The organism is Mycobacterium sp. NGS69 (assembly GCF_059812165.1).
The window spans coordinates 486,114-504,005 of record NZ_JCALCD010000002.1 but is presented as its reverse complement, the minus strand read 5'-3'; the positions used below and the strand labels follow the sequence as shown (position 1 = coordinate 504,005).

Genomic DNA, 17,892 nt, shown 5'->3' with positions numbered 1-17,892 from the left:
ACCGGCGCTAGTCGAATAGGCCCGGTTGCCCCAGGCCGGCCGCCCCGGCCGGCGGGGTGAGGCCGAGGTGCGTCCAGGCCTGGGCGGTGGCCACCCGGCCACGCGGGGTGCGCGCGACCATGCCCGCCCGCACCAGGAAGGGCTCGCACACCTCCTCGACGGTCGCGGGCTCCTCGCCCACCGCCACCGCCAGCGTCGAAACCCCGACCGGGCCGCCGCCGAAGCCGCGGGTCAGCGCCGACAGCACCGCCCGGTCCAGCCGGTCGAGGCCGAGCTCGTCGACGTCGTAGACCGCCAGCGCGGACTTGGCCACGTCGCGGGTGATCACGCCGTCGGCGCGGACCTCGGCGAAGTCGCGCACGCGGCGCAGCAGCCGGTTGGCGATGCGCGGGGTCCCCCGCGAGCGGCGCGCGATCTCGGTGCCCGCGTCGGCGCCCAGCTCGATGCCGAGGATCCCGGCGGACCGGGCCAGCACCCGCTCCAGCTCGGCGGGCTCGTAGAAGTCCATGTGCGCGGTGAATCCGAACCGGTCGCGCAGCGGGCCGGTCAGCGCGCCGGACCGGGTGGTCGCGCCGACCAGCGTGAAGGGGGCCACCTCCAGCGGAATCGACGTCGCCCCAGGCCCTTTGCCGACCACCACGTCGACCCGGAAGTCCTCCATGGCCAGGTAGAGCATCTCCTCGGCGGGCCGCGCGATGCGGTGGATCTCGTCGATGAACAACACGTCGTGCTCGACCAGGTTGGACAGCATCGCGGCCAGGTCGCCGGCCCGTTCCAGCGCCGGGCCGGACGTCACCCGCAACGACGAGCCGAGCTCCGCCGCGATGATCATCGCCAGCGAGGTCTTGCCCAGCCCCGGCGGGCCGGACAGCAGGATGTGATCCGGTGTGCCGCCGCGGTTCTTGGCGCCCTCGATGACCAGCTGCAGCTGCTCGCGCACCCGCGACTGCCCGATGAACTCCCGCAGCGAGCGGGGCCGCAGGCTGACGTCGATGTCGCCCTCGCCGACGGTCAGCGCCGGCGAGACGTCGCGTTCGGAATAGTCGGAAAAGTCGTCGTCCGTCATCGCGACTTACCCAGCAGGGACAGGGCGGCCCGCAACGCGCTGGACGTCGTCGCGTCGTGATCGCCGGCCAGCACCTTGTCGGTGGCCTCCTCGGCCTGCTTGGCGGCGAAACCCAGGCCGACCAGCGCCTCCACCACGGGGCTGCGCACCGCGTGGCCGTTGACCAGCGTTGCGCCCCCGGCCACGACCCCGCCGACCTTGTCGCGCAACTCCAACACCATCCGCTCGGCGCCGCGTTTGCCGATGCCGGGCACCCGGGTCAGCGCGGTGACGTCGCCGTCGTGCAGCACCTGGCGCAGCGTGGCGGCGTCGTGCACGGCCAGCGTCGCCATCGCCAGCCGGGGCCCGACCCCCGACACCGACAGCAGCGTCAGGAACAGGTCGCGGGTCTGGGCGTCGGTGAACCCGTACAGCGTCATCGAGTCCTCGCGCACGATCATCGCGGTGATCAGCCTGGCCTCGGTCCCCTGCCGCAGCGTCGCCAGCGTCGACGGCGTCGCGTTGACCCGGTAACCGACGCCGGCCGCCTCGATCACGACGTGGTCGAGCGCCACCTCGATCACCTCACCGCGCACCGACGCGATCATCGGGCGACCGCCTTCCGCTTCGCCGCCAACTTGGCCCGGTAGGCGTGCCGTTGCTGCGCCGCCAGGGCCTCCGCCTTGGCCATCCGGGCGATCATCGGCGCCCGCCAGCTGTGGCAGATCGCCAGCGCCAGCGCGTCGGCCGCGTCGGCCGGCGTCGGTTTCGTCTGCAGCGCAAGGATTTTGGTGACCATCGCGGTGACCTGCGCCTTGTCGGCGAACCCGTTGCCGGTCACCGCGGCCTTCACCTCGGTGGGGGTATGGAAGTGAACGTCGATGCCGCGCCTGGCCGCCGCCAGCGTAACCACGCCGCCGGCCTGCGCGGTGCCCATCACCGTCGACACGTTGTGCTGGGAGAACACCCGCTCGATGGCCACCACGTCCGGCCGGTGGGTGTCCAGCCAGTGCTCGACGGCATCACTGACGGCCAGCAGCCGCTTGGTCAGCGGCGCGTCCGACGCGGTGCGCACCACGTCGACGTCGAGCGCGACGACGTTGCGCCCGCCGCCGCTCTCCACGACCGCCAGGCCGCATCGGGTCAGCCCCGGGTCGACGCCCATCACGCGCATTTGCCGGCTCCTTCGTACGAACAGCTGTTCGATAGCCTAACCGGCGACACCGACGGCGCCCGGCAGGACACGCTGCCGCCGGGCAAAAGCTGTTAACTTATAGCCCACGTTTCGCTCAAGCACTGCGGCAACGGAAGGTTTGGCGTGGGAACACTCCTGCTCGTCCTCGCGGCGGTGCTGTTCATCGCGTCGGTCGTGGTGCTGGTCATCGCTTTGCGGCGGCCCAAGAAGCCGGCCCGCTCGGCCGGGCGGGCCGATCCGCTGTCGTTCAACGCCATGCCGCAGTTCGGGCCCCGCCAACTCGGGCCCGGCGCCATCGTCAGCTACGGCGGAGTCGACCTGGTGGTCCGCGGGTCGGTGACGTTCCGCGAGGGCCCGTTCGTGTGGTGGGAGCACCTGCTGGAGGGCGGCGACCAGCCGATCTGGCTGAGCGTCGAGGAGGACGACGGGCGCCTGGAGCTGGCGATGTGGGTGACCCGCAAGGACCTTTCGTTGCAGCCGGGCGACCAGTACGTCATCGACGGCGTGGCGTTTCACGAAACGGAACGTGGGCGGGCGTCCTACACGACCGAGGGCACCACCGGCCTGCCGGCCGGCGGTGAGATGGAATTCCTCGACTGCACCAACGCCGACGAGACGGCCCTGCTCTCCTTCGAGCGCTGGGCCCCGGACATGCCCTGGGAGGTTTCGACGGGCAAGTCCGTGGTGCCCGGCGAGTTGACCGTCTACCCAGCGCCCCCACCCTCCTCCCCATAGGAGCGCGTCGGTGCCCCTCCATCAGCTCGCCGTGACCCCGGCGGACGTATCCGGGGAAAGGCTGGGGCTCGCGCTCAACGCGCCCGCGCCGGCGCCGCTGGCCACCTGTTCCCTCGAGCATCCCGGCGGCGGCGCGCTGCTGCTCGGCGTGCTCGGCGCGTCGCATGTCGTCGCGGTCGAGCACGCGAAAGGCCGCTTCTCCGAACAGGTTTCGTGCACCGCCCGCGGCATCGGCGGCGACCTGCCGCGGCGCACCGACGCGCCCGGTTACCGCCTGCGGTCGCGCACCGAGACGCACGACGAGGCGAGCTTCCGCCGGCTGGCCGGCGAGCTTCGCGAACGCTGCGCGCGGCGACCGGGCTGGCTCGGAGGCACCTTCCCCGGCGACGACGCCGCGCTGACCGCCCTGGCCGCCGAGCCCGACGGCGCCGGATGGCGTTGGCAGACCTGGCATCTGTACCCGCAGCCGGGCTCCGGCGGCGTGGTGGTGCACACCGACAGCCGGTGGCGCCCGTGAGCCGCAACCGCCTGTTCCTGATCTCCGGGGCGCTGGCCGTCGCGGCCGTCGTGTCCCTGATCTTCGGAATCATCTTGCAGCAGAAGGACATCGGGTCCTACATCGCGAGCCACTACCACGAGTACTCCCACGACGTGAACGGAACGCGCTACCAGTGCAGCGGATCTCCCGATCAGGTGGCCGACGCGCTCGCCGACTATCAGGCCCCCGAGGCGCGCGCCGCCAACGGCGACAGCGAATACCTGCGCTACAGCAACAACATCGTGATCGTCGGGCCCGACGGCAACAATCCGTGCAGCATCCGCGTCGAACCGCTGAGCGCCGGATACAGCCACGGCGCGTTCATCTTCCTGGGCCCCGGGTTCTTCCCCGGATCCCCGTCGGGCGGCGCCGGCGGCACCCCCGGCGGCCCCGGCGGGACCAAGTGACGACCTAAGGCAGTAAACGCAAAGGAGACAACGATGAACCTCGCCGTCGAGATCGGCAATGTCGACGTCAATCCCGTCTTCAGGGGCGCCGTCGCGACCATCCTCTATTTCGCCGTCGGGATGGCGGTGCTTTTCGTCGGGTTCTACATGGTCGACTGGCTGACCCCGGGAAACCTGCGCCGACTGGTGTTCATCGATCGCCGCCCCAACGCCGTCATCGTCGCGGGCGCGATGTACATCTCGCTCACCGTCGTCATCATCACCGCGATCGCCAACAGCTACAGCCAGCTGGGCCAGGGGCTGCTCGGTGTGGCGGTGTACGGGCTGATGGGTGTGATCCTGCTGGGGATAGCGCTGCTGGCGATGCACCTGCTGATCCCGGGCAACTTCCACGAGCACATCGACGAGCCCACCCTGCACCCCGGGTCCTTCGCGGTCGCCCTGATATTGCTGGCCGTGGGAGGGGTGACCGCCGCGGCGGTGTCATGACGTCCCAGGGCCGTTGGCGCGCCGTCCTGTTGGCCGCCGTGGCGGCCTGCGCGGCCTGCGGCATCATCTACGAACTCGCGCTGCTGACGCTGTCGGCCAGCCTCAACGGCGGTGGCATCGTCGCCACGTCGCTGATCGTCGCGGGTTACATCGCGGCGCTGGGCGCGGGCGCGCTGCTGGCCAAGCCGCTGCTGGCGCACGCGGCGATCGCCTTCATCGCCGTCGAGGCGCTGTTGGGCATCATCGGCGGCCTGTCGGCGGCCGCGCTGTACACGGTGTTCGCGTTCCTGGACGGTTCGATCGGCTCGACGTGGGTGCTGGCGGCGGGCACGGCCCTGATCGGCGGCCTGGTCGGCGCCGAGGTGCCGCTGCTGATGACGCTGCTGCAGCGCGGGCGCACGGCGCGCGCCGCCGACGCCGGCCGGACCCTGGCCAACCTCAACGCCGCCGACTACCTCGGGGCGTTGCTGGGCGGGCTCGTCTGGCCGTTCGTGCTGCTGCCGCACCTCGGGATGATCCGCGGCGCGGCGGCCACGGGCATCATCAACCTGGCGGCGGCGGCCGTCGTAGCGGTCTTCCTGCTGCGCCGCATCGTTTCCGGGCGGCAGCTGGCCACGGCGCTGTGCGCGCTCGCCGCCGCGCTCGGACTGCTGGCCACGCTGCTGGTGCGCTCGGCCGACATCGAAACCACAAGCAGGCAAAGGCTTTACGCCGACCCGATCGTCGCCTACCGGCGCACCGCGTACCAGGAGATCGTGGTGACCCGGCGCGGCAACGACATGCGCCTCTACCTCGACGGCGGCCTGCAGTTCTCCACCCGCGACGAGTACCGCTACACCGAAAGCCTGGTCTACCCGGCGTTGGGTGGCGGCGCCCGCTCGGTGCTGGTGCTGGGCGGCGGCGACGGCCTGGCCGCGCGCGAACTGCTGCGCCAGCCCGGCGTCGGCAAGATCGTGCAGGTCGAGCTCGACCCAGCCGTCATCGAGCTGGCGCGCACCACCATGCGCGACGCCAACGCCGGCTCGCTGGACAACCCGCGCGTGCACGTCGTCATCGGCGACGCGATGACCTGGCTGCGCGGCGCCTCGGAAACCGGATTCGACGCGGTGATCGTCGACCTCCCCGACCCCGACACGCCCGTGCTGGGCCGGCTGTACTCCACCGAGTTCTACGCGCTGGCCGCCCGCGCGCTGGCCCCCGGCGGGCTGATGGTCGTGCAGGCGGGCAGCCCGTTTTCCACGCGGACGGCGTTCTGGCGCACGGTGTCGACGATCCAGGCCGCCGGGTACGCGGTCACGCCGTATCACGTGCACGTGCCGACCTTCGGGGACTGGGGGTTCGCGCTGGCGCAGCGCGGCCCCGCCGCGCCGGCGCCGAGGGTGCCGCCCGACGCTCCCCCGCTGCGTTTCCTCAATCAGCCGGTGCTCGACGCGGCCACCGTCTTCGCCGGCGACATCGGGGCCCGCCCGCTCGAGCCGTCGACCCTGGACAACCCGCGCGTCGTCGAGGACATGCGGCACGGGTACGACTAGGCGGGTTGCTGCGCCCGCACCACCCACACCGCGCCCCGGCCTTGGGGACGCTCCTCGACGCGCGCATCGGCGAAGCCCGCCGCCCGGCAATGCGCCGCGAACGACTCGACCTGCTCCTCGGTCCAGCCGTGGCTCGCCAGGCCCGTGGCCCCGGGTTGCACCCGGCGCTCCAGCACCAGCAACCGCCCCGACGGCGCGAGCGCGCGACGCAGCTCGGCGAGCCCGGCGGTGACGTCCTTCCAGTGGTGCACCGTCTTGAGCGACCACGCGACGGTGGCCCAACCGTCGGCGACGGGCAGCGCCTCGGCCCCGCCCGGGGACCAGGTGATCCTCGGGCGGTCACGCGTCACGGCGCGGGCCAGACGCAACATCACCGGGGACGGATCCACCCCGACGACCCGCGCGCCCCGCGCGGCGGCGGCCCGCGCGGCATTGCCTGGGCCACAACCGATGTCGACGACGCGGTCGGCGTCAGACACCCCGGCAAGATCGACGGCCAGGCGCGCGTTACCGCGACCCAAGACGAGCATGCCGAGGGCGGTCACCAGACCGATCGGGCCGCCGAAGCCCGGGTGGTCGGCGTGATGGTTGACGACGGGTGGCTCGGTCACTCCTCGTCCAGCGCGGCCAGCACCTCGTCGGAGAGGTCGACGTTGGTGTAGACGTTCTGCACGTCGTCGCTGTCCTCCAGCGCGTCGACGAGCTTGAACACCTTTCGGGCGCCGTCGAGGTCGACGGGGACGCTGACCGACGGCTGGAAACTGGCCTCGGCCGACTCGTAGTCGATGCCGGCGTCCTGCAGCGCCGTGCGCACCGCGACCAGGTCGGTCGGCTCGGAGATGATCTCGAAGCTCTCGCCGAGGTCGTTGACGTCCTCTGCGCCCGCATCGAGCACCGCGGTCAGCACGTCGTCTTCGGTCAGGCCGTTCTTCTCCAGCGTGACCACGCCCTTGCGGGAGAACAGGTAGGCCACCGACCCGGGGTCGGCCATGGTGCCGCCGTTGCGGGTCATCGCGACCCGCACCTCGCTGGCGGCGCGGTTGCGGTTGTCGGTCAGGCACTCGATCAGCACCGCCACGCCGTTGGGCGCGTAGCCCTCGTAGGTGATGGTTTGCCAGTCCGCGCCGCCGGCCTCCTCGCCCGCGCCGCGCTTGCGGGCACGCTCGATGTTGTCGTTGGGCACCGAGGTCTTCTTGGCCTTCTGGATCGCGTCATAGAGCGTCGGGTTGCCGGCCGGGTCACCGCCGCCGGTGCGGGCCGCGACCTCGATGTTCTTGATCAGCCGGGCGAACTCCTTGCCGCGGCGGGCGTCCTTGACGGCCTTCTGGTGCTTGGTGGTGGCCCACTTGGAATGGCCGCTCATCGGTGTTGCTACCTCTTCTTTTGCATTCTGGTGCTCGATAACTCGCCCAACGAGTCTACGTGGGCGCTAGATGCGGCCGAGCGTCACGCCAGTGTGGCTGTCGCCGTCAGGCCTCGCCCCGGACGATGTCGACGAACATGTGGTGGATGCGACGGTCGCCGGTCATCTCGGGGTGGAAGGCGGTCGCCAGCATCGGGCCCTGCCGCACCGCGACGACGTGCCCGGCCGCGCGGGCCAGCACCTGCACCCCGTCGCCGGTCCGCTCGACCCAGGGCGCGCGGATGAACACCGCGCGCACCGGCCCGTCCAGGCCCGCGAACGGTATGTCGTCCTCAAAAGAATCCACCTGACGTCCAAAGGCGTTGCGCCGCACCGTCATATCGATCGCGCGCAGCGGCAGCGCCTGCCGTCCCCGGGCGCCGGCGTCCAGAATGTCGGTAGCCAGCAGGATCATGCCGGCGCACGCGCCGTAGGCGGGCAGCCCGTCTGCCAGTCGCCGCCGCAACGGCTCGAGCAGCTCCAGGTCGAGCAACAGATGGCTCATCGTGGTCGACTCCCCGCCGGGGATCACCAGCCCGTCGACCGCCTCCAGCTCGTCGCGGCGGCGGACCGGCATCGACTCGGCTCCTGCCTCGCGCAGCGCCGCCAGGTGCTCGCGGGTGTCGCCCTGCAGCGCCAGCACCCCGATCCGCGGGGCGCTCACGGCTGATACCCGCGCCGGTAGCGGGTCAGTCCCTCCTGCATGACCGCCGCGACCATCTCGCCGGTCTGGGTGAAGATCTTGCCCTGGCACAGCGCGCGACCGCCGCTGGCCGACGGCGACGACTGGTCGTAGAGCAGCCACTCGTCGGCCCGGAACGCGCGCATGAACCACATCGCGTGGTCCAGGGACGCCACCTGCAGGTGCTCGCGCACGTCGAGGTGGGTGACCTGCGCCGATCCCAGCAGGGTGAGGTCGCTCATGTAGGCCAGCGCGCAGATGTGCAGCACCGGGTCGTCGGGCAGCGGGTCGCGGTGGCGAAACCACACCTGCTGCTGGGCGGCCTTGCCCGGCGAGAGCCGCAGCTGCTCGCGGGGCACGATGCACACGTCCCACTCCTCGAACTGCTTGAACCCGGCGTCGTCGAACACCTTGATCGAGTCCAGGCCGGGCAGGCCGTCGGGAGGCGGCGCGGCCGGCATGGGGTCCTGGTGGTGGATGCCCTCCTGATCGGCCTGGAAGGACGCCGACATGGAGAAGATGGTCTCGCCGTGCTGGATGGCGTTGACGCGCCTGGTGGCAAACGACCCGCCGTCGCGGATGCGCTCGACGAGGAAGACCGTGCGCTCCTTGGCGTCGCCGGGCCGCAGGAAGTAACCGTGCAGCGAGTGGACCTGGTAGCGCGGGTCGACGGTGCGCACCGCCGAGACCAGCGACTGCCCCGCCACATGGCCGCCGAAGGTGCGCTGGAAATATCCCGAATCCGGGCTGAACACGCTGCCGCGGTAGATGTTGACCTCGAGTTGCTCGAGATCGAGGATCTCTTCGATCGCCACGGGCTGTTTTTACCAGCCGCGTTCGGCCAAGCGATGCGGCTGCGGGATCTCCTCCACGTTGATGCCCACCATCGCCTCGCCCAGCCCGCGCGACACCTTGGCCAGCACGTCGGGATCGTCGTAGAAGGTGGTGGCCTTGACGATCGCGGCGGCGCGGTGCTCGGGCGCGCCGGACTTGAAGATGCCCGAGCCCACGAACACCCCCTCGGCACCGAGCTGCATCATCATCGCCGCGTCGGCCGGGGTGGCGATGCCGCCGGCGGTGAACAGGGTGACCGGCAGCTTGCCCGCCCGGGCCACCTCGACGACGAGCTCGTAGGGTGCCTGCAGTTCCTTTGCGGCAACGAACAATTCGTCCTCGGACAGCGACGTCAGGCGGCGAATCTCGCCGCTGATGGCCCGCATGTGCGTGGTGGCGTTGGACACGTCGCCGGTGCCGGCCTCGCCCTTGGAGCGGATCATGGCCGCGCCCTCGCCGATGCGCCGCAGCGCCTCGCCGAGGTTGGTCGCGCCGCATACGAACGGCACGGTGAACTTCCACTTGTCGATGTGGTGGGTGTAGTCGGCGGGCGTCAGCACCTCCGACTCGTCGATATAGTCCACCCCGAGGCTCTGCAGGATCTGCGCCTCGACGAAGTGCCCGATGCGCACCTTGGCCATCACCGGAATGGTCACGGCGGCGATGATGCCCTCGATCATGTCGGGGTCGCTCATCCGCGACACCCCGCCCTGGGCACGGATGTCGGCGGGCACCCGCTCCAGCGCCATCACCGCGACGGCGCCGGCGCCCTCGGCGATGCGGGCCTGCTCGGGCGTGACGACGTCCATGATGACGCCGCCCTTGAGCATCTCGGCCATGCCGCGCTTGACGCGCGCCGTGCCGGTCTGGTTGGCCTGGCCACCATTTGCCTGGGCGGTGTCCACGTCTCTCCTTCGCTCCGTCAATGCCTGCACCAGTCTAGTGGTGGCCAACAAACCGGTTTTTCCAGCTCGGGGGCCGGACCTGTTCTAGGGTCGGTTACTTAGCGAGAAAGAACCTAGCGATGAATTTCGCCGTGCTGCCACCGGAACTGAATTCGGCGCAAATGTTCGCCGGCCCGGGCCAGGGCCCGATGCTGGCGGCGGCGACGGCCTGGGACGGGCTGGCCGAGGAACTGCGCGCCGCGGCGGGCTCCTTCGCGTCGGTGACCTCCGAGCTGGCCGGCGGGGCCTGGGCGGGCCCCGCGGCGGCGGCGATGACGCGCGCGGCCGCCCCGTACGCGGCGTGGCTGAGCGCCGCGGCGGGTCAGGCCGAGCAGACCGCCGCCCAGGTCCGGCTGGCCGCCGACACCTTCGAGGCGGCGCTGGCGGCCACGGTGCACCCGTATGCGGTGGCCGCCAACCGGACCCGGCTGGTGTCGCTGGTCGGGTACAACCTGCTGGGCCAGAACGCCCCCGCGATCGCGGCCGCCGAGGCCGAATACGAACAGATGTGGGCCCAGGACGCGGCCGCCCTGGCGGAGTACTACGCCGGCGCCTCGGCGGCGGTCGCGCAACTGGTGCCGTGGCAGGGCCTGCCGCAGAACCTGGGCAGCGGAAACGTCGGCGTCGGCAACATCGGGATCAACAACGTCGGCAACGGCAACATCGGCATCGGAAACCTCGGCAACGCGAACTTCGGCATCCAGAACACGGGCAATCAGAACATCGGCATCGGGAACACCGGCAACTGGAACATCGGCTTCGGGAACCCGGGCAACGGCAGCGTCGGGGTCCTGCTCGTCAACGAAAACCAGGTGGGTGCCGGCGGGGCGACGGCGTTGATCATGGGCGGCACCGGCCTCGGCCCGCTGCCCCGGCCCATCGGTGTGCTGACCGCCGAGCAGTTCATCACGCACACCCATCCCGACTACCTGGCGCAGTTCGTCGTGACGCCCTCGAAGTTGTTTCCCTTCACCGGGCTGGACAGCCTGACGCTGGACCAGTCCGTGGCCCAGGGGGTGCAGAACCTGAACACCGCGATCGCGGCGCAACAGGCCCTGGGAAACCACGTCATCGTGTTCGGCGGCTCGCAAAGCGCCGTGGTGGCCACCCTCGAAATGCGCTACCTGGAAACCCTGCCGATCGGCGTTCGGCCGGCACTGGACCAACTGTCCTTCGTGCTGATCGCCAACCCCGACCGGCCCGACGGCGGGTTGCTGGCGCGGCTGCCCGGTTTCTCCATACCGGGCATCGGCTTCACGTTCTACGGCGCGACCCCGACCAACGCCTACCCCACCGTCGACTACGCGGTCCAGTACGACGGCGCCGCCGACTTCCCGCAGTTCCCGATCGACATCCTCGCCGACGCCAACGCCGTCGCGGGGTTCCTGTTCGTGCATCCCGCCTACGACACCGTGACGGGCGCGCAGATCGCGTCGGGTGTGGTCCAGCCGGTGTCGCCGGCGGACACGCAGACCACCTACATCCTCATCCCCAGTCACAATTTGCCGCTGCTGGACCCGCTGCGCGCCGTTCCCCTGGTGGGAAACCCGCTGGCCGACCTGGTCCAGCCCGATCTGCGGGTGCTCGTCGAGCTGGGCTACGACCGCACCGCCTATCAGGATGTGCCCACGGCGTTCGGGCTGTTCCCGCAGATCGATCCGGGCACGGTGGCCGCCGAGCTGCAGCAGGGGGCGGTGCAGGGGATCACCGACGCGCTGGCCGACGTGGGGCTGCCGCTCTGAGTCCTCAGAGAATGGGCTGCGGCATCCCGGCGTTGGCGGCGGCGCCGTCAGCCAGCCGATTGGCCGCAGCCAGCAGCTCGCCCAGTTGCCGCGGGTACACCTGCTCGCCGGCCGCGGTCAGCCCTGCGATGTCGTTCGCGTCACACCAGCGGGCGCCGTGAATGTAGCTGCGTTCCAGCTCGGTTCGCCCCGCCAGGGACGGCTCGAACCGGCGGGTGCGGTGCAGCAGGTAGAACTCCTCGCTCTCGATCAGCGAGCCGTTGAACTCGAAGACCTCGTCGCGCCGCCAGACGGGTCCGATGATGTCGGCCGGCTCGACCCGCAGGCCGGTCTCCTCGGCCAGTTCCCGCGCGGCGGCCTCGACCAGCCGCTCGCCGCTGCCCACCTCGCCGCCCACGGTGAACCACCAGCGAGGCGCCCCGCCGTCGGGAAACGCCGGGTTGGCCGGGTCCGAGCCGCACAGCAGCAGCACGGCGCCCGACTCGTCGAGCAGCACCACCCGCGCCGAGGTGCGGTGGTTGGGCACGCCGCGCTCGCCGTGGGCAAGCGCATGCGGGCGCTCCAGGATCTCGAAATAGCTTGGCAGCGTGGCGGTTCCGCCCAGCCGAAGGGTGCGGACCAGCAATCGCTCGCGCAGCGCGAGGGTGTCGCGAACGGCATCGTTGTGGAAGCGGCGCGCCAGCACCACGCGGGCCTCGGCGTCGGCCAGCTCGGCGATCAAACCCGCGGGCAGCGACGCGGGATCGACCACCGCCAGCGCGGCCGACAGCTCGTTCTCCGCGTTCTCGCGGGCCGGGCGAGGCGCGCGTTCGGCGGCGTCGGCCAGCGCCGCCAGCCGCCTGCCCTCGGCGGAATTGCCATACCCGTCGATCGCCACGGCCCGCGCCACCACCGCGCGTCGCGCCAGCGCCCCGTCGAGCGCCTGCCACGACAGGTCGTAGCGGACGTGCAGCCGGTCGAGCCGGTGGGCCGTCCGGTATGCCCAGCCGCCGGCGAAGGCGACCAGGGCCACCAACGCCACGACGGCGATGACGAGCCACGTCATCAACTGGCCACCTGGACCTTGGCTCCCGACCCGGCGACCGTCTCGTACACCCGCATGATCTGGCTGGCCACCACCGACCAGTCGTAGCGGTGGACCTCGCTCGAGCCGGCCGCCACGTAGCGTTTGCGCAGCGCGTCGTCGGCCAGCACCTCGATCAGCGCGTCGGCCAGCGCGGCGCCGTCGTCGACGGGCACCAGCCGCCCGCATTCGCCCTCGCACAGCACGCGCCGAAACGCATCCAGGTCGCTGGCCACCACCGGCGTGCCGGCGGCCATCGCCTCGACCAGGACGATCCCGAAGCTCTCCCCGCCCGTGTTGGGCGCGCAGTAGACGTCGGCGCTGCGCATCGCCGACGCCTTGCCGGCGTCGTCCACCTGGCCAAGAAAACGGAGGTGGCGGATCATTCCGCCTGCCTGCTCGCGCAATTCGTCCTCGTCGCCGCGACCGACGATCAGCAACTGCACGTCCTGGTTGCGCTCGACCACGCGGGGCAGCGCCTCGAGCAGCACCGTCATCCCCTTGCGGGGCTCGCCGTAGCGGCCCAGGAACAGCACCGTTTTGCCCGGCCGCGGGTATCCGTCCAGCGGCGGCGCCGAGGCGAACGACTCCACGTCGACCCCGTTGGGGATCTCCACCGCGTCGGTTCCCAGCGCCTCCATCTGCCAGCGGCGGGCCAGGTCGGACACCGCGATCCGGCCGACGATCTTTTCGTGCATCGGCCGCAGGATGCCCTGAAAGACCGACAGGGTAAGCGATTTGGTGGTCGACGTGTGGAACGTCGCGACGATCGGGCCCTCGGCGATGTTCAGGGCCAGCATCGACAGGCTAGGCGCGTTGGGCTCGTGCAGGTGCAGCACGTCGAAATCGCCGTCGGCGAGCCACTTCTTGACCTTGCGGTGAGCGGCCGGGCCGAACCGCAGCCGGGCCACCGACCCGTTGTACGGAATCGGGACGGCCTTGCCGGCGGAGACGACGTAGTCGGGCAACGAGGCGTGCGGCGAGACGGGGGCCAGGACGCTGACGTCGTGCCCGCGGGCGCGCATCACCTCGGCCAGCTGCAGGACATGGGACTGCACCCCGCCCGGCACGTCGAACGAATACGGACAGACCATCCCGATTCGCATCAGGTTTCCCTCAGCCTCGCCTGCTTCGCGTCCGACAGGTCCGCCAGCCATTGCGGCTGCATCATGTGCCAGTCCTCGGGGTGCGCGGCGATGTTCTCGGCGAACTGATCGGCCAGCGCCTGGGTGATGGCGCGGACATCGCCGCTGCTGCAATCCAGCGGCGGGTGTATCGATACGCGCCAGCCGTCGGCTTCGTTCCAGCAGTGCGCCGGGCACAGGGCCGCACCGGTTTCGATCGCGAGCTTCGCCGGCCCGGCCGGCATCCGGGTGAGTTCGCCGAAGAACTTCACTTCCACACCGGTGCGGGTCAGGTCGCGCTCGGCCATCAGGCACACCGGCCGGTTGGCCCGCAGCCGCTCGCACAACGTCTCGAACGGCGGTCGCTCTCCGCCGGAGTGCGGAATCACCTCAAAGCCAAGGCTTTCCCGATATCCGATGAAACGCCGGTACAGCGATTCGGGTTCGAGGCGCTCGGCGACGGTGGTGAAGGTGCCGCGCGTCTGGGCCAGCCAGACCCCGGCCATGTCCCAGTTGCCGCTGTGCGGCAGCGCGAGCACAACTCCCCGGCCCGCGGCCAGGGCCGCGTCAATATGGTCGGCCCCGCGGAACGTCTCGTCGATGCGACGCGCCAACTCGCGGTGGTCCATCGTCGGCAGCCGGAAGGCCTCCCGCCAGTAGCGGGCGTACGACGCCAGCGAGGCCCGCATCAGCTGATCCGGCACCTGATCCGGCGGCACGCCGATCACGCGGGCCAGGTTCTTGCGCAGCTGATCGGGCCCGCCACCGCGCGCCGCGTAGCGCGCGCCCGCGTCAAAAGCGTTGCGCGCGGCGAACTCCGGCATCGCCCGCACGGCCATCCACCCGGTCGCGTACGCCCAGTCGGCTGCCGTACCACGGGTCAGGCGGACCAGATCCATGATCACGGCATGGGCTCCGTCGCACCGGGGGAAGTGCGCACCGTGCGTAGTCGCTGCACGCAGGTGACCACGCTGGCCACCGCCAGCAGCCACATGGCCACCGGCAGCGCGGGCGGCCAGGCAATGTAAGGGAAGTCGGAGATGCCAGCGCCGACGAGCACGATGATCAGCCGTTCCGGACGTTCGATGATGCCGCCGTCGCCGCGCAGCCCGCTGGCCTCGGCCCGGGCCTTGATGTAGGAGATCACCTGCGAGGTGACCAGACAGATCAGGGTCGCCGCCACCAAGAGCTTGTCGTGCAGGCCGAAGGCCGCCCACCACAGCAGCCCGCAGAACACGGCGCCGTCGCTGATCCGGTCGCACGTCGCGTCCAGCACCGCGCCAAAACGCGTTCCGCCGCCGCGTTCCCGGGCCATCGCCCCGTCGAGCATGTCGAAGAGCACGAAGAACCAGACCACCAGCGTGCCGGCGAACAGCTTCCCAATCGGGAACAGCGTCAGCGCCCCCGCGACCGCGACGACGGTGCCCAGGATGGTGACGGCGTCGGGCGTCAGCCCGAGCCGAAGGCATGCCCGGGCGGTCGGGGTGGTGAGCCGCGCGAACGCCGCCCGCGACAGGAACGGCACCTTACTCACTGTCGGGCCCACTCCGTGGCCAGCAGCCGGCGGGTGTCGCGCAGCAACTGCGGGATCACCTTGGCGCCCCCGACGATGGTGATGAAGTTGGCGTCGCCGCCCCAGCGCGGCACGACGTGCACGTGCAGGTGCTCGGCGAGCGAGCCCCCGGCCGACGTGCCCAGGTTCATGCCCACGTTGAAGCCGTGCGGCCGCGACACGTTCTTGATCACGCGAATCGCCTTCTGGGTGAAGGCCATCACCTCCGCGCTCTCCGCCTCGGTCAGGTCCTCGAGCTCGGACACCCGCCGGTAGGGCACCACCATCAGGTGCCCGGGGTTGTAGGGGTAGAGGTTGAGCACCGCGTACACGAGTTCGCCGCGCGCCACCACCAGGCCGTCCTCGTCGGAGAGCTGCGGGATGTCGGTGAACGGCTGCTCGGTCTTGCCGTTGTCGCGCTTCATCGGCGCCTCGGCCAGGTAGTTCATCCGGTACGGCGTCCACAGCCGTTGCAGGTGGTCTTGCTCACCGACGCCCCGGTCGAGGATCGTTTCGTCGGCGGGCTCGGCGCGCTCTTGGTCACCCACCGCCAGCCACTTTCACCAGTTCCTTTGTTGGAGCGGCATTCTCGCGATCAGCGATCCACTGGACGATCGTATCGATCGCCGCGCCAACGGGCACGCCGTTGATCTGGGAGCGGTCACCGAAGCGGAAGCTGACCGCATCGGCCTCGACGTCGCGGTCACCGGCCAACAACATGAACGGGACGCGCTGGTTGGTGTGGTGCACGATCTTCTTGGCCATCCGGTCATCGCTTAAGTCCACGTGCGCCCGCACGCCGTGCGACCTCAGTTGCGCGACAACCCCTCCCAGGTAGTCGATGTGCTCGTCGGCGACCGGGATGCCGACCACCTGCACCGGCGCCAGCCACGCCGGGAACGCGCCCGCGTAGTGCTCGGTCAGGATGCCGAAGAAGCGCTCGATGGACCCGAACAACGCGCGGTGGATCAGCACTGGCCGCTGACGCGAGCCGTCCGCGGCCGTGTATTCGAGTTCGAAGCGGTCCGGCATGTTGAAGTCGAGCTGGATGGTCGACATCTGCCAGCTCCGGCCCAGCGCATCCTTGACCTGGACCGAGATCTTGGGGCCATAAAACGCCGCGCCGCCAGGGTCGGGAATCAACTCGAGCCCGGAGGCCACGCCGACGTCGTGCAGGACCTCCGTGGCCTCGTCCCACATCTCATCCGACCCGGAATACTTCTCCGGGTCCTTGGTGGAAAGCTCCAGGTAGAAGTCGTTGAGCCCGTAGTCGGCCAGCAGGTTGAGCACGAAATGCAGCACTGACGCCAGCTCGTCGCGCATCTGCTCGCGCGTGCAGTAGATGTGCGCGTCGTCCTGAGTCATGCCGCGCACCCGGGTCAGCCCGTGGATCACGCCCGACTTCTCGTAGCGGTACACGCTGCCGAACTCGAAGAGCCGCAGCGGCAGTTCGCGATACGACCGTCCGCGCGACCGGTAGATCAGGTGGTGCATCGGGCAGTTCATCGGTTTGAGGTAGTAGTCCTGGCCCGGCTTGCGCACCGTGCCGTCCTCGTTGAACTCGGCGTCGAGATGCATCGGCGGGTACATGCCGTCTGCGTACCACTCCAAGTGACCCGACGTGATGTAAAGCTGCTCCTTAGTGATGTGGGGGGTGTTGACGAACTCGTAGCCCGCACGCTCGTGCTCGCGGCGCGAGTAGTCCTCGAGCTCGCGGCGCACGATTCCGCCCTTGGGATGGAAAACCGCCAGGCCCGAACCGATTTCGTCGGGGAAGCTGAACAGGTCGAGCTCCGCGCCGAGCTTGCGGTGGTCGCGGCGCTGTGCCTCCTCGATCAGCTCCAGGTGCTTCTCGAGCGCCTCCTGCGACTCCCATGCGGTGCCATAGATGCGTTGCAGGCTCGCGTTTTTCTGGTCGCCGCGCCAGTAGGCCGCCGAGCTTCGGGTCAGCTTGAACGCGGGGATGTGCTTGGTGGTGGGGATGTGCGGCCCGCGGCACAGGTCGCCCCAAACGCGTTCGCGCGTGCGGGGATTGAGGTTGTCGTACGCGGTGAGCTCGTCGCCGCCGACCTCCATGATCTCCGCGTCGCCGGACTTGTCGTCGACGAGCTCGAGCTTGTAGGGCTCGTTGGCCAGCTCGGCGCGCGCCTGGTCCTTGGATTCGTAGACGCGCCGGTCGAATAGCTGCCCGTCTTTGACGATCTGGCGCATCCGCTTTTCCAGCTTCTCCAAATCCTCCGGCGTGAATGGCTCCGCCACGTCGAAGTCGTAGTAGAAGCCGTCGGTGATGGGTGGCCCGATGCCCAATTTGGCTTGCGGGAAAAGGTCTTGGACGGCCTGGGCCAACACGTGCGCGGCCGAGTGCCGGATCACGCTGCGGCCCTCGTCGGTGTTGGCGGCGACGGGGACGACCTCGGCGTCGGCGTCGGGCGCCCAGCTCAGGTCGCGCAGCTTGCCGTCGGCGTCGCGCACCACCACGATCGCGTCGGGCGCGCCGCGCCTCGGCAGCCCCGCCTCACCGACCGCGGCGGCCGCGGTGGTCCCGGCGGGCACCCGGATCGGGGTAGCCGGGGCAGGGCTGGCGGCGGCGCTCATCGGGTCGGTTCTC

The 17,892-nt window shown here is 70.4% G+C and carries 20 protein-coding genes; 6 read left to right on the top strand and 14 right to left on the bottom strand.

Annotation, left to right across the window (positions count from 1 at the left end):
• Positions 1 to 7: 7 nt before the first annotated feature.
• The 3 genes from ruvB to ruvC are packed head-to-tail and all read right to left on the bottom strand — an operon-like array spanning position 8 to position 2,219.
• A complete protein-coding gene (gene ruvB / locus AC5Y2S_RS07775) occupies positions 8 to 1,066 on the bottom strand; it encodes a Holliday junction branch migration DNA helicase RuvB (protein WP_499955161.1) in 1,059 nt (352 codons plus the stop codon).
• The gene (gene ruvA, locus AC5Y2S_RS07770; protein WP_499955159.1) at positions 1,063 to 1,653 is read right to left on the bottom strand and encodes a Holliday junction branch migration protein RuvA; all 591 of its coding nucleotides are present in this window, start codon (positions 1,651 to 1,653) and stop codon (positions 1,063 to 1,065) included. The genes ruvB and ruvA overlap by 4 nt, the downstream gene beginning before the upstream one ends.
• Positions 1,650 to 2,219: a crossover junction endodeoxyribonuclease RuvC gene (ruvC, locus tag AC5Y2S_RS07765; protein ID WP_499955157.1), complete on the bottom strand. Its 570-nt coding sequence runs from the start codon at positions 2,217 to 2,219 to the stop codon at positions 1,650 to 1,652. Before ruvC ends, ruvA begins: the two co-directional genes overlap by 4 nt.
• Positions 2,220 to 2,363: 144 nt before the next feature.
• Here ruvC and AC5Y2S_RS07760 point away from each other — a divergent pair, with 144 nt between their 5' ends.
• From AC5Y2S_RS07760 to AC5Y2S_RS07740, 5 genes are read left to right on the top strand one after another with little or no spacing between them, the layout of a single operon-like run.
• Positions 2,364 to 2,975: a DUF4178 domain-containing protein gene (locus tag AC5Y2S_RS07760; protein ID WP_499902281.1), complete on the top strand. Its 612-nt coding sequence runs from the start codon at positions 2,364 to 2,366 to the stop codon at positions 2,973 to 2,975.
• 10 nt (positions 2,976 to 2,985) lie between these two features.
• Entirely contained in the window at positions 2,986 to 3,492 is a 507-nt protein-coding gene (locus tag AC5Y2S_RS07755) for a DUF2617 family protein (RefSeq protein WP_499955155.1), read from the top strand.
• Entirely contained in the window at positions 3,489 to 3,920 is a 432-nt protein-coding gene (locus AC5Y2S_RS07750; RefSeq protein WP_499955153.1) for a DUF4247 domain-containing protein, read from the top strand. The genes AC5Y2S_RS07755 and AC5Y2S_RS07750 overlap by 4 nt, the downstream gene beginning before the upstream one ends.
• A 33-nt stretch (positions 3,921 to 3,953) precedes the next feature.
• Positions 3,954 to 4,409: a DUF350 domain-containing protein gene (locus tag AC5Y2S_RS07745; RefSeq protein WP_499902284.1), complete on the top strand. Its 456-nt coding sequence runs from the start codon at positions 3,954 to 3,956 to the stop codon at positions 4,407 to 4,409.
• A complete protein-coding gene (locus tag AC5Y2S_RS07740) occupies positions 4,406 to 5,941 on the top strand; it encodes a polyamine aminopropyltransferase (protein ID WP_499955151.1) in 1,536 nt (511 codons plus the stop codon). The genes AC5Y2S_RS07745 and AC5Y2S_RS07740 overlap by 4 nt, the downstream gene beginning before the upstream one ends.
• Here AC5Y2S_RS07740 and AC5Y2S_RS07735 read toward each other — a convergent pair.
• The 5 genes from AC5Y2S_RS07735 to pdxS all read right to left on the bottom strand — a co-directional run bounded on the left by AC5Y2S_RS07735 (position 5,938) and on the right by pdxS (position 9,764).
• Positions 5,938 to 6,552 carry a class I SAM-dependent methyltransferase gene (locus tag AC5Y2S_RS07735; protein WP_499955149.1) on the bottom strand — a complete coding sequence of 205 codons (615 nt, stop codon included), beginning with the start codon at positions 6,550 to 6,552 and terminating at the stop codon, positions 5,938 to 5,940. The two genes, AC5Y2S_RS07740 and AC5Y2S_RS07735, sit on opposite strands and share 4 nt — an antisense overlap.
• On the bottom strand, positions 6,549 to 7,304 hold the full coding sequence (locus tag AC5Y2S_RS07730) for a YebC/PmpR family DNA-binding transcriptional regulator (RefSeq protein ID WP_499955147.1): 756 nt from the start codon (positions 7,302 to 7,304) through the stop codon (positions 6,549 to 6,551). Before AC5Y2S_RS07730 ends, AC5Y2S_RS07735 begins: the two co-directional genes overlap by 4 nt.
• Positions 7,305 to 7,410: 106 nt before the next feature.
• Positions 7,411 to 8,007 carry a pyridoxal 5'-phosphate synthase glutaminase subunit PdxT gene (pdxT, locus tag AC5Y2S_RS07725; protein WP_499955145.1) on the bottom strand — a complete coding sequence of 199 codons (597 nt, stop codon included), beginning with the start codon at positions 8,005 to 8,007 and terminating at the stop codon, positions 7,411 to 7,413.
• Positions 8,004 to 8,840 carry an acyl-CoA thioesterase II gene (gene tesB / locus AC5Y2S_RS07720; protein ID WP_499955143.1) on the bottom strand — a complete coding sequence of 279 codons (837 nt, stop codon included), beginning with the start codon at positions 8,838 to 8,840 and terminating at the stop codon, positions 8,004 to 8,006. The genes pdxT and tesB overlap by 4 nt, the downstream gene beginning before the upstream one ends.
• 9 nt (positions 8,841 to 8,849) lie before the next feature.
• Positions 8,850 to 9,764, bottom strand: a complete 915-nt coding sequence (gene pdxS / locus AC5Y2S_RS07715; protein ID WP_499955141.1) for a pyridoxal 5'-phosphate synthase lyase subunit PdxS — start codon at positions 9,762 to 9,764, stop codon at positions 8,850 to 8,852.
• A 119-nt stretch (positions 9,765 to 9,883) separates the two neighbouring features.
• Between pdxS and AC5Y2S_RS07710 the strand changes: the two genes are divergently transcribed.
• The gene (locus AC5Y2S_RS07710; protein WP_499955139.1) at positions 9,884 to 11,545 is read left to right on the top strand and encodes a PE-PPE domain-containing protein; all 1,662 of its coding nucleotides are present in this window, start codon (positions 9,884 to 9,886) and stop codon (positions 11,543 to 11,545) included.
• A 4-nt stretch (positions 11,546 to 11,549) separates the two neighbouring features.
• Here AC5Y2S_RS07710 and AC5Y2S_RS07705 read toward each other — a convergent pair whose 3' ends face one another.
• Genes AC5Y2S_RS07705 through thrS form a run of 6 tightly spaced genes read right to left on the bottom strand, consistent with a single transcriptional unit; the run spans position 11,550 to position 17,879 of the window.
• A complete protein-coding gene (locus tag AC5Y2S_RS07705; RefSeq protein WP_499955137.1) occupies positions 11,550 to 12,590 on the bottom strand; it encodes an NUDIX hydrolase in 1,041 nt (346 codons plus the stop codon).
• Positions 12,590 to 13,714 (bottom strand): glycosyltransferase family 4 protein, encoded by a 1,125-nt coding sequence (locus tag AC5Y2S_RS07700; RefSeq protein WP_499955135.1) that lies wholly within the window; start codon positions 13,712 to 13,714, stop codon positions 12,590 to 12,592. The genes AC5Y2S_RS07705 and AC5Y2S_RS07700 overlap by 1 nt, the downstream gene beginning before the upstream one ends.
• Positions 13,714 to 14,631 (bottom strand): phosphatidylinositol mannoside acyltransferase, encoded by a 918-nt coding sequence (locus tag AC5Y2S_RS07695; protein ID WP_499955686.1) that lies wholly within the window; start codon positions 14,629 to 14,631, stop codon positions 13,714 to 13,716. Before AC5Y2S_RS07695 ends, AC5Y2S_RS07700 begins: the two co-directional genes overlap by 1 nt.
• 2 nt (positions 14,632 to 14,633) lie before the next feature.
• Complete coding sequence (gene pgsA, locus AC5Y2S_RS07690; protein ID WP_499955133.1) at positions 14,634 to 15,266, bottom strand: phosphatidylinositol phosphate synthase; 633 nt, start codon at positions 15,264 to 15,266, stop codon at positions 14,634 to 14,636.
• Complete coding sequence (locus AC5Y2S_RS07685) at positions 15,263 to 15,832, bottom strand: ATP adenylyltransferase (RefSeq protein ID WP_499955131.1); 570 nt, start codon at positions 15,830 to 15,832, stop codon at positions 15,263 to 15,265. Before AC5Y2S_RS07685 ends, pgsA begins: the two co-directional genes overlap by 4 nt.
• Positions 15,825 to 17,879 carry a threonine--tRNA ligase gene (gene thrS / locus AC5Y2S_RS07680; RefSeq protein WP_499955129.1) on the bottom strand — a complete coding sequence of 685 codons (2,055 nt, stop codon included), beginning with the start codon at positions 17,877 to 17,879 and terminating at the stop codon, positions 15,825 to 15,827. Before thrS ends, AC5Y2S_RS07685 begins: the two co-directional genes overlap by 8 nt.
• Positions 17,880 to 17,892 lie beyond the last annotated feature (13 nt).

Excerpts from the sequence above, each read along its gene's own strand:
- ruvB (WP_499955161.1), bottom strand. The coding sequence starts at position 1,066 with ATGACGGACGACGACTTTTCCGACTATTCCGAACGCGACGTCTCGCCG.
- ruvA (WP_499955159.1), bottom strand. The coding sequence starts at position 1,653 with ATGATCGCGTCGGTGCGCGGTGAGGTGATCGAGGTGGCGCTCGACCAC.
- ruvC (WP_499955157.1), bottom strand. The coding sequence starts at position 2,219 with ATGCGCGTGATGGGCGTCGACCCGGGGCTGACCCGATGCGGCCTGGCG.
- AC5Y2S_RS07745 (WP_499902284.1), top strand. The coding sequence starts at position 3,954 with ATGAACCTCGCCGTCGAGATCGGCAATGTCGACGTCAATCCCGTCTTC.
- AC5Y2S_RS07740 (WP_499955151.1), top strand. The coding sequence starts at position 4,406 with ATGACGTCCCAGGGCCGTTGGCGCGCCGTCCTGTTGGCCGCCGTGGCG.
- AC5Y2S_RS07730 (WP_499955147.1), bottom strand. The coding sequence starts at position 7,304 with ATGAGCGGCCATTCCAAGTGGGCCACCACCAAGCACCAGAAGGCCGTC.
- AC5Y2S_RS07710 (WP_499955139.1), top strand. The coding sequence starts at position 9,884 with ATGAATTTCGCCGTGCTGCCACCGGAACTGAATTCGGCGCAAATGTTC.
- AC5Y2S_RS07705 (WP_499955137.1), bottom strand. The coding sequence starts at position 12,590 with ATGACGTGGCTCGTCATCGCCGTCGTGGCGTTGGTGGCCCTGGTCGCC.
- AC5Y2S_RS07700 (WP_499955135.1), bottom strand. The coding sequence starts at position 13,714 with ATGCGAATCGGGATGGTCTGTCCGTATTCGTTCGACGTGCCGGGCGGG.
- AC5Y2S_RS07695 (WP_499955686.1), bottom strand. The coding sequence starts at position 14,631 with ATGGATCTGGTCCGCCTGACCCGTGGTACGGCAGCCGACTGGGCGTAC.
- thrS (WP_499955129.1), bottom strand. The coding sequence starts at position 17,879 with ATGAGCGCCGCCGCCAGCCCTGCCCCGGCTACCCCGATCCGGGTGCCC.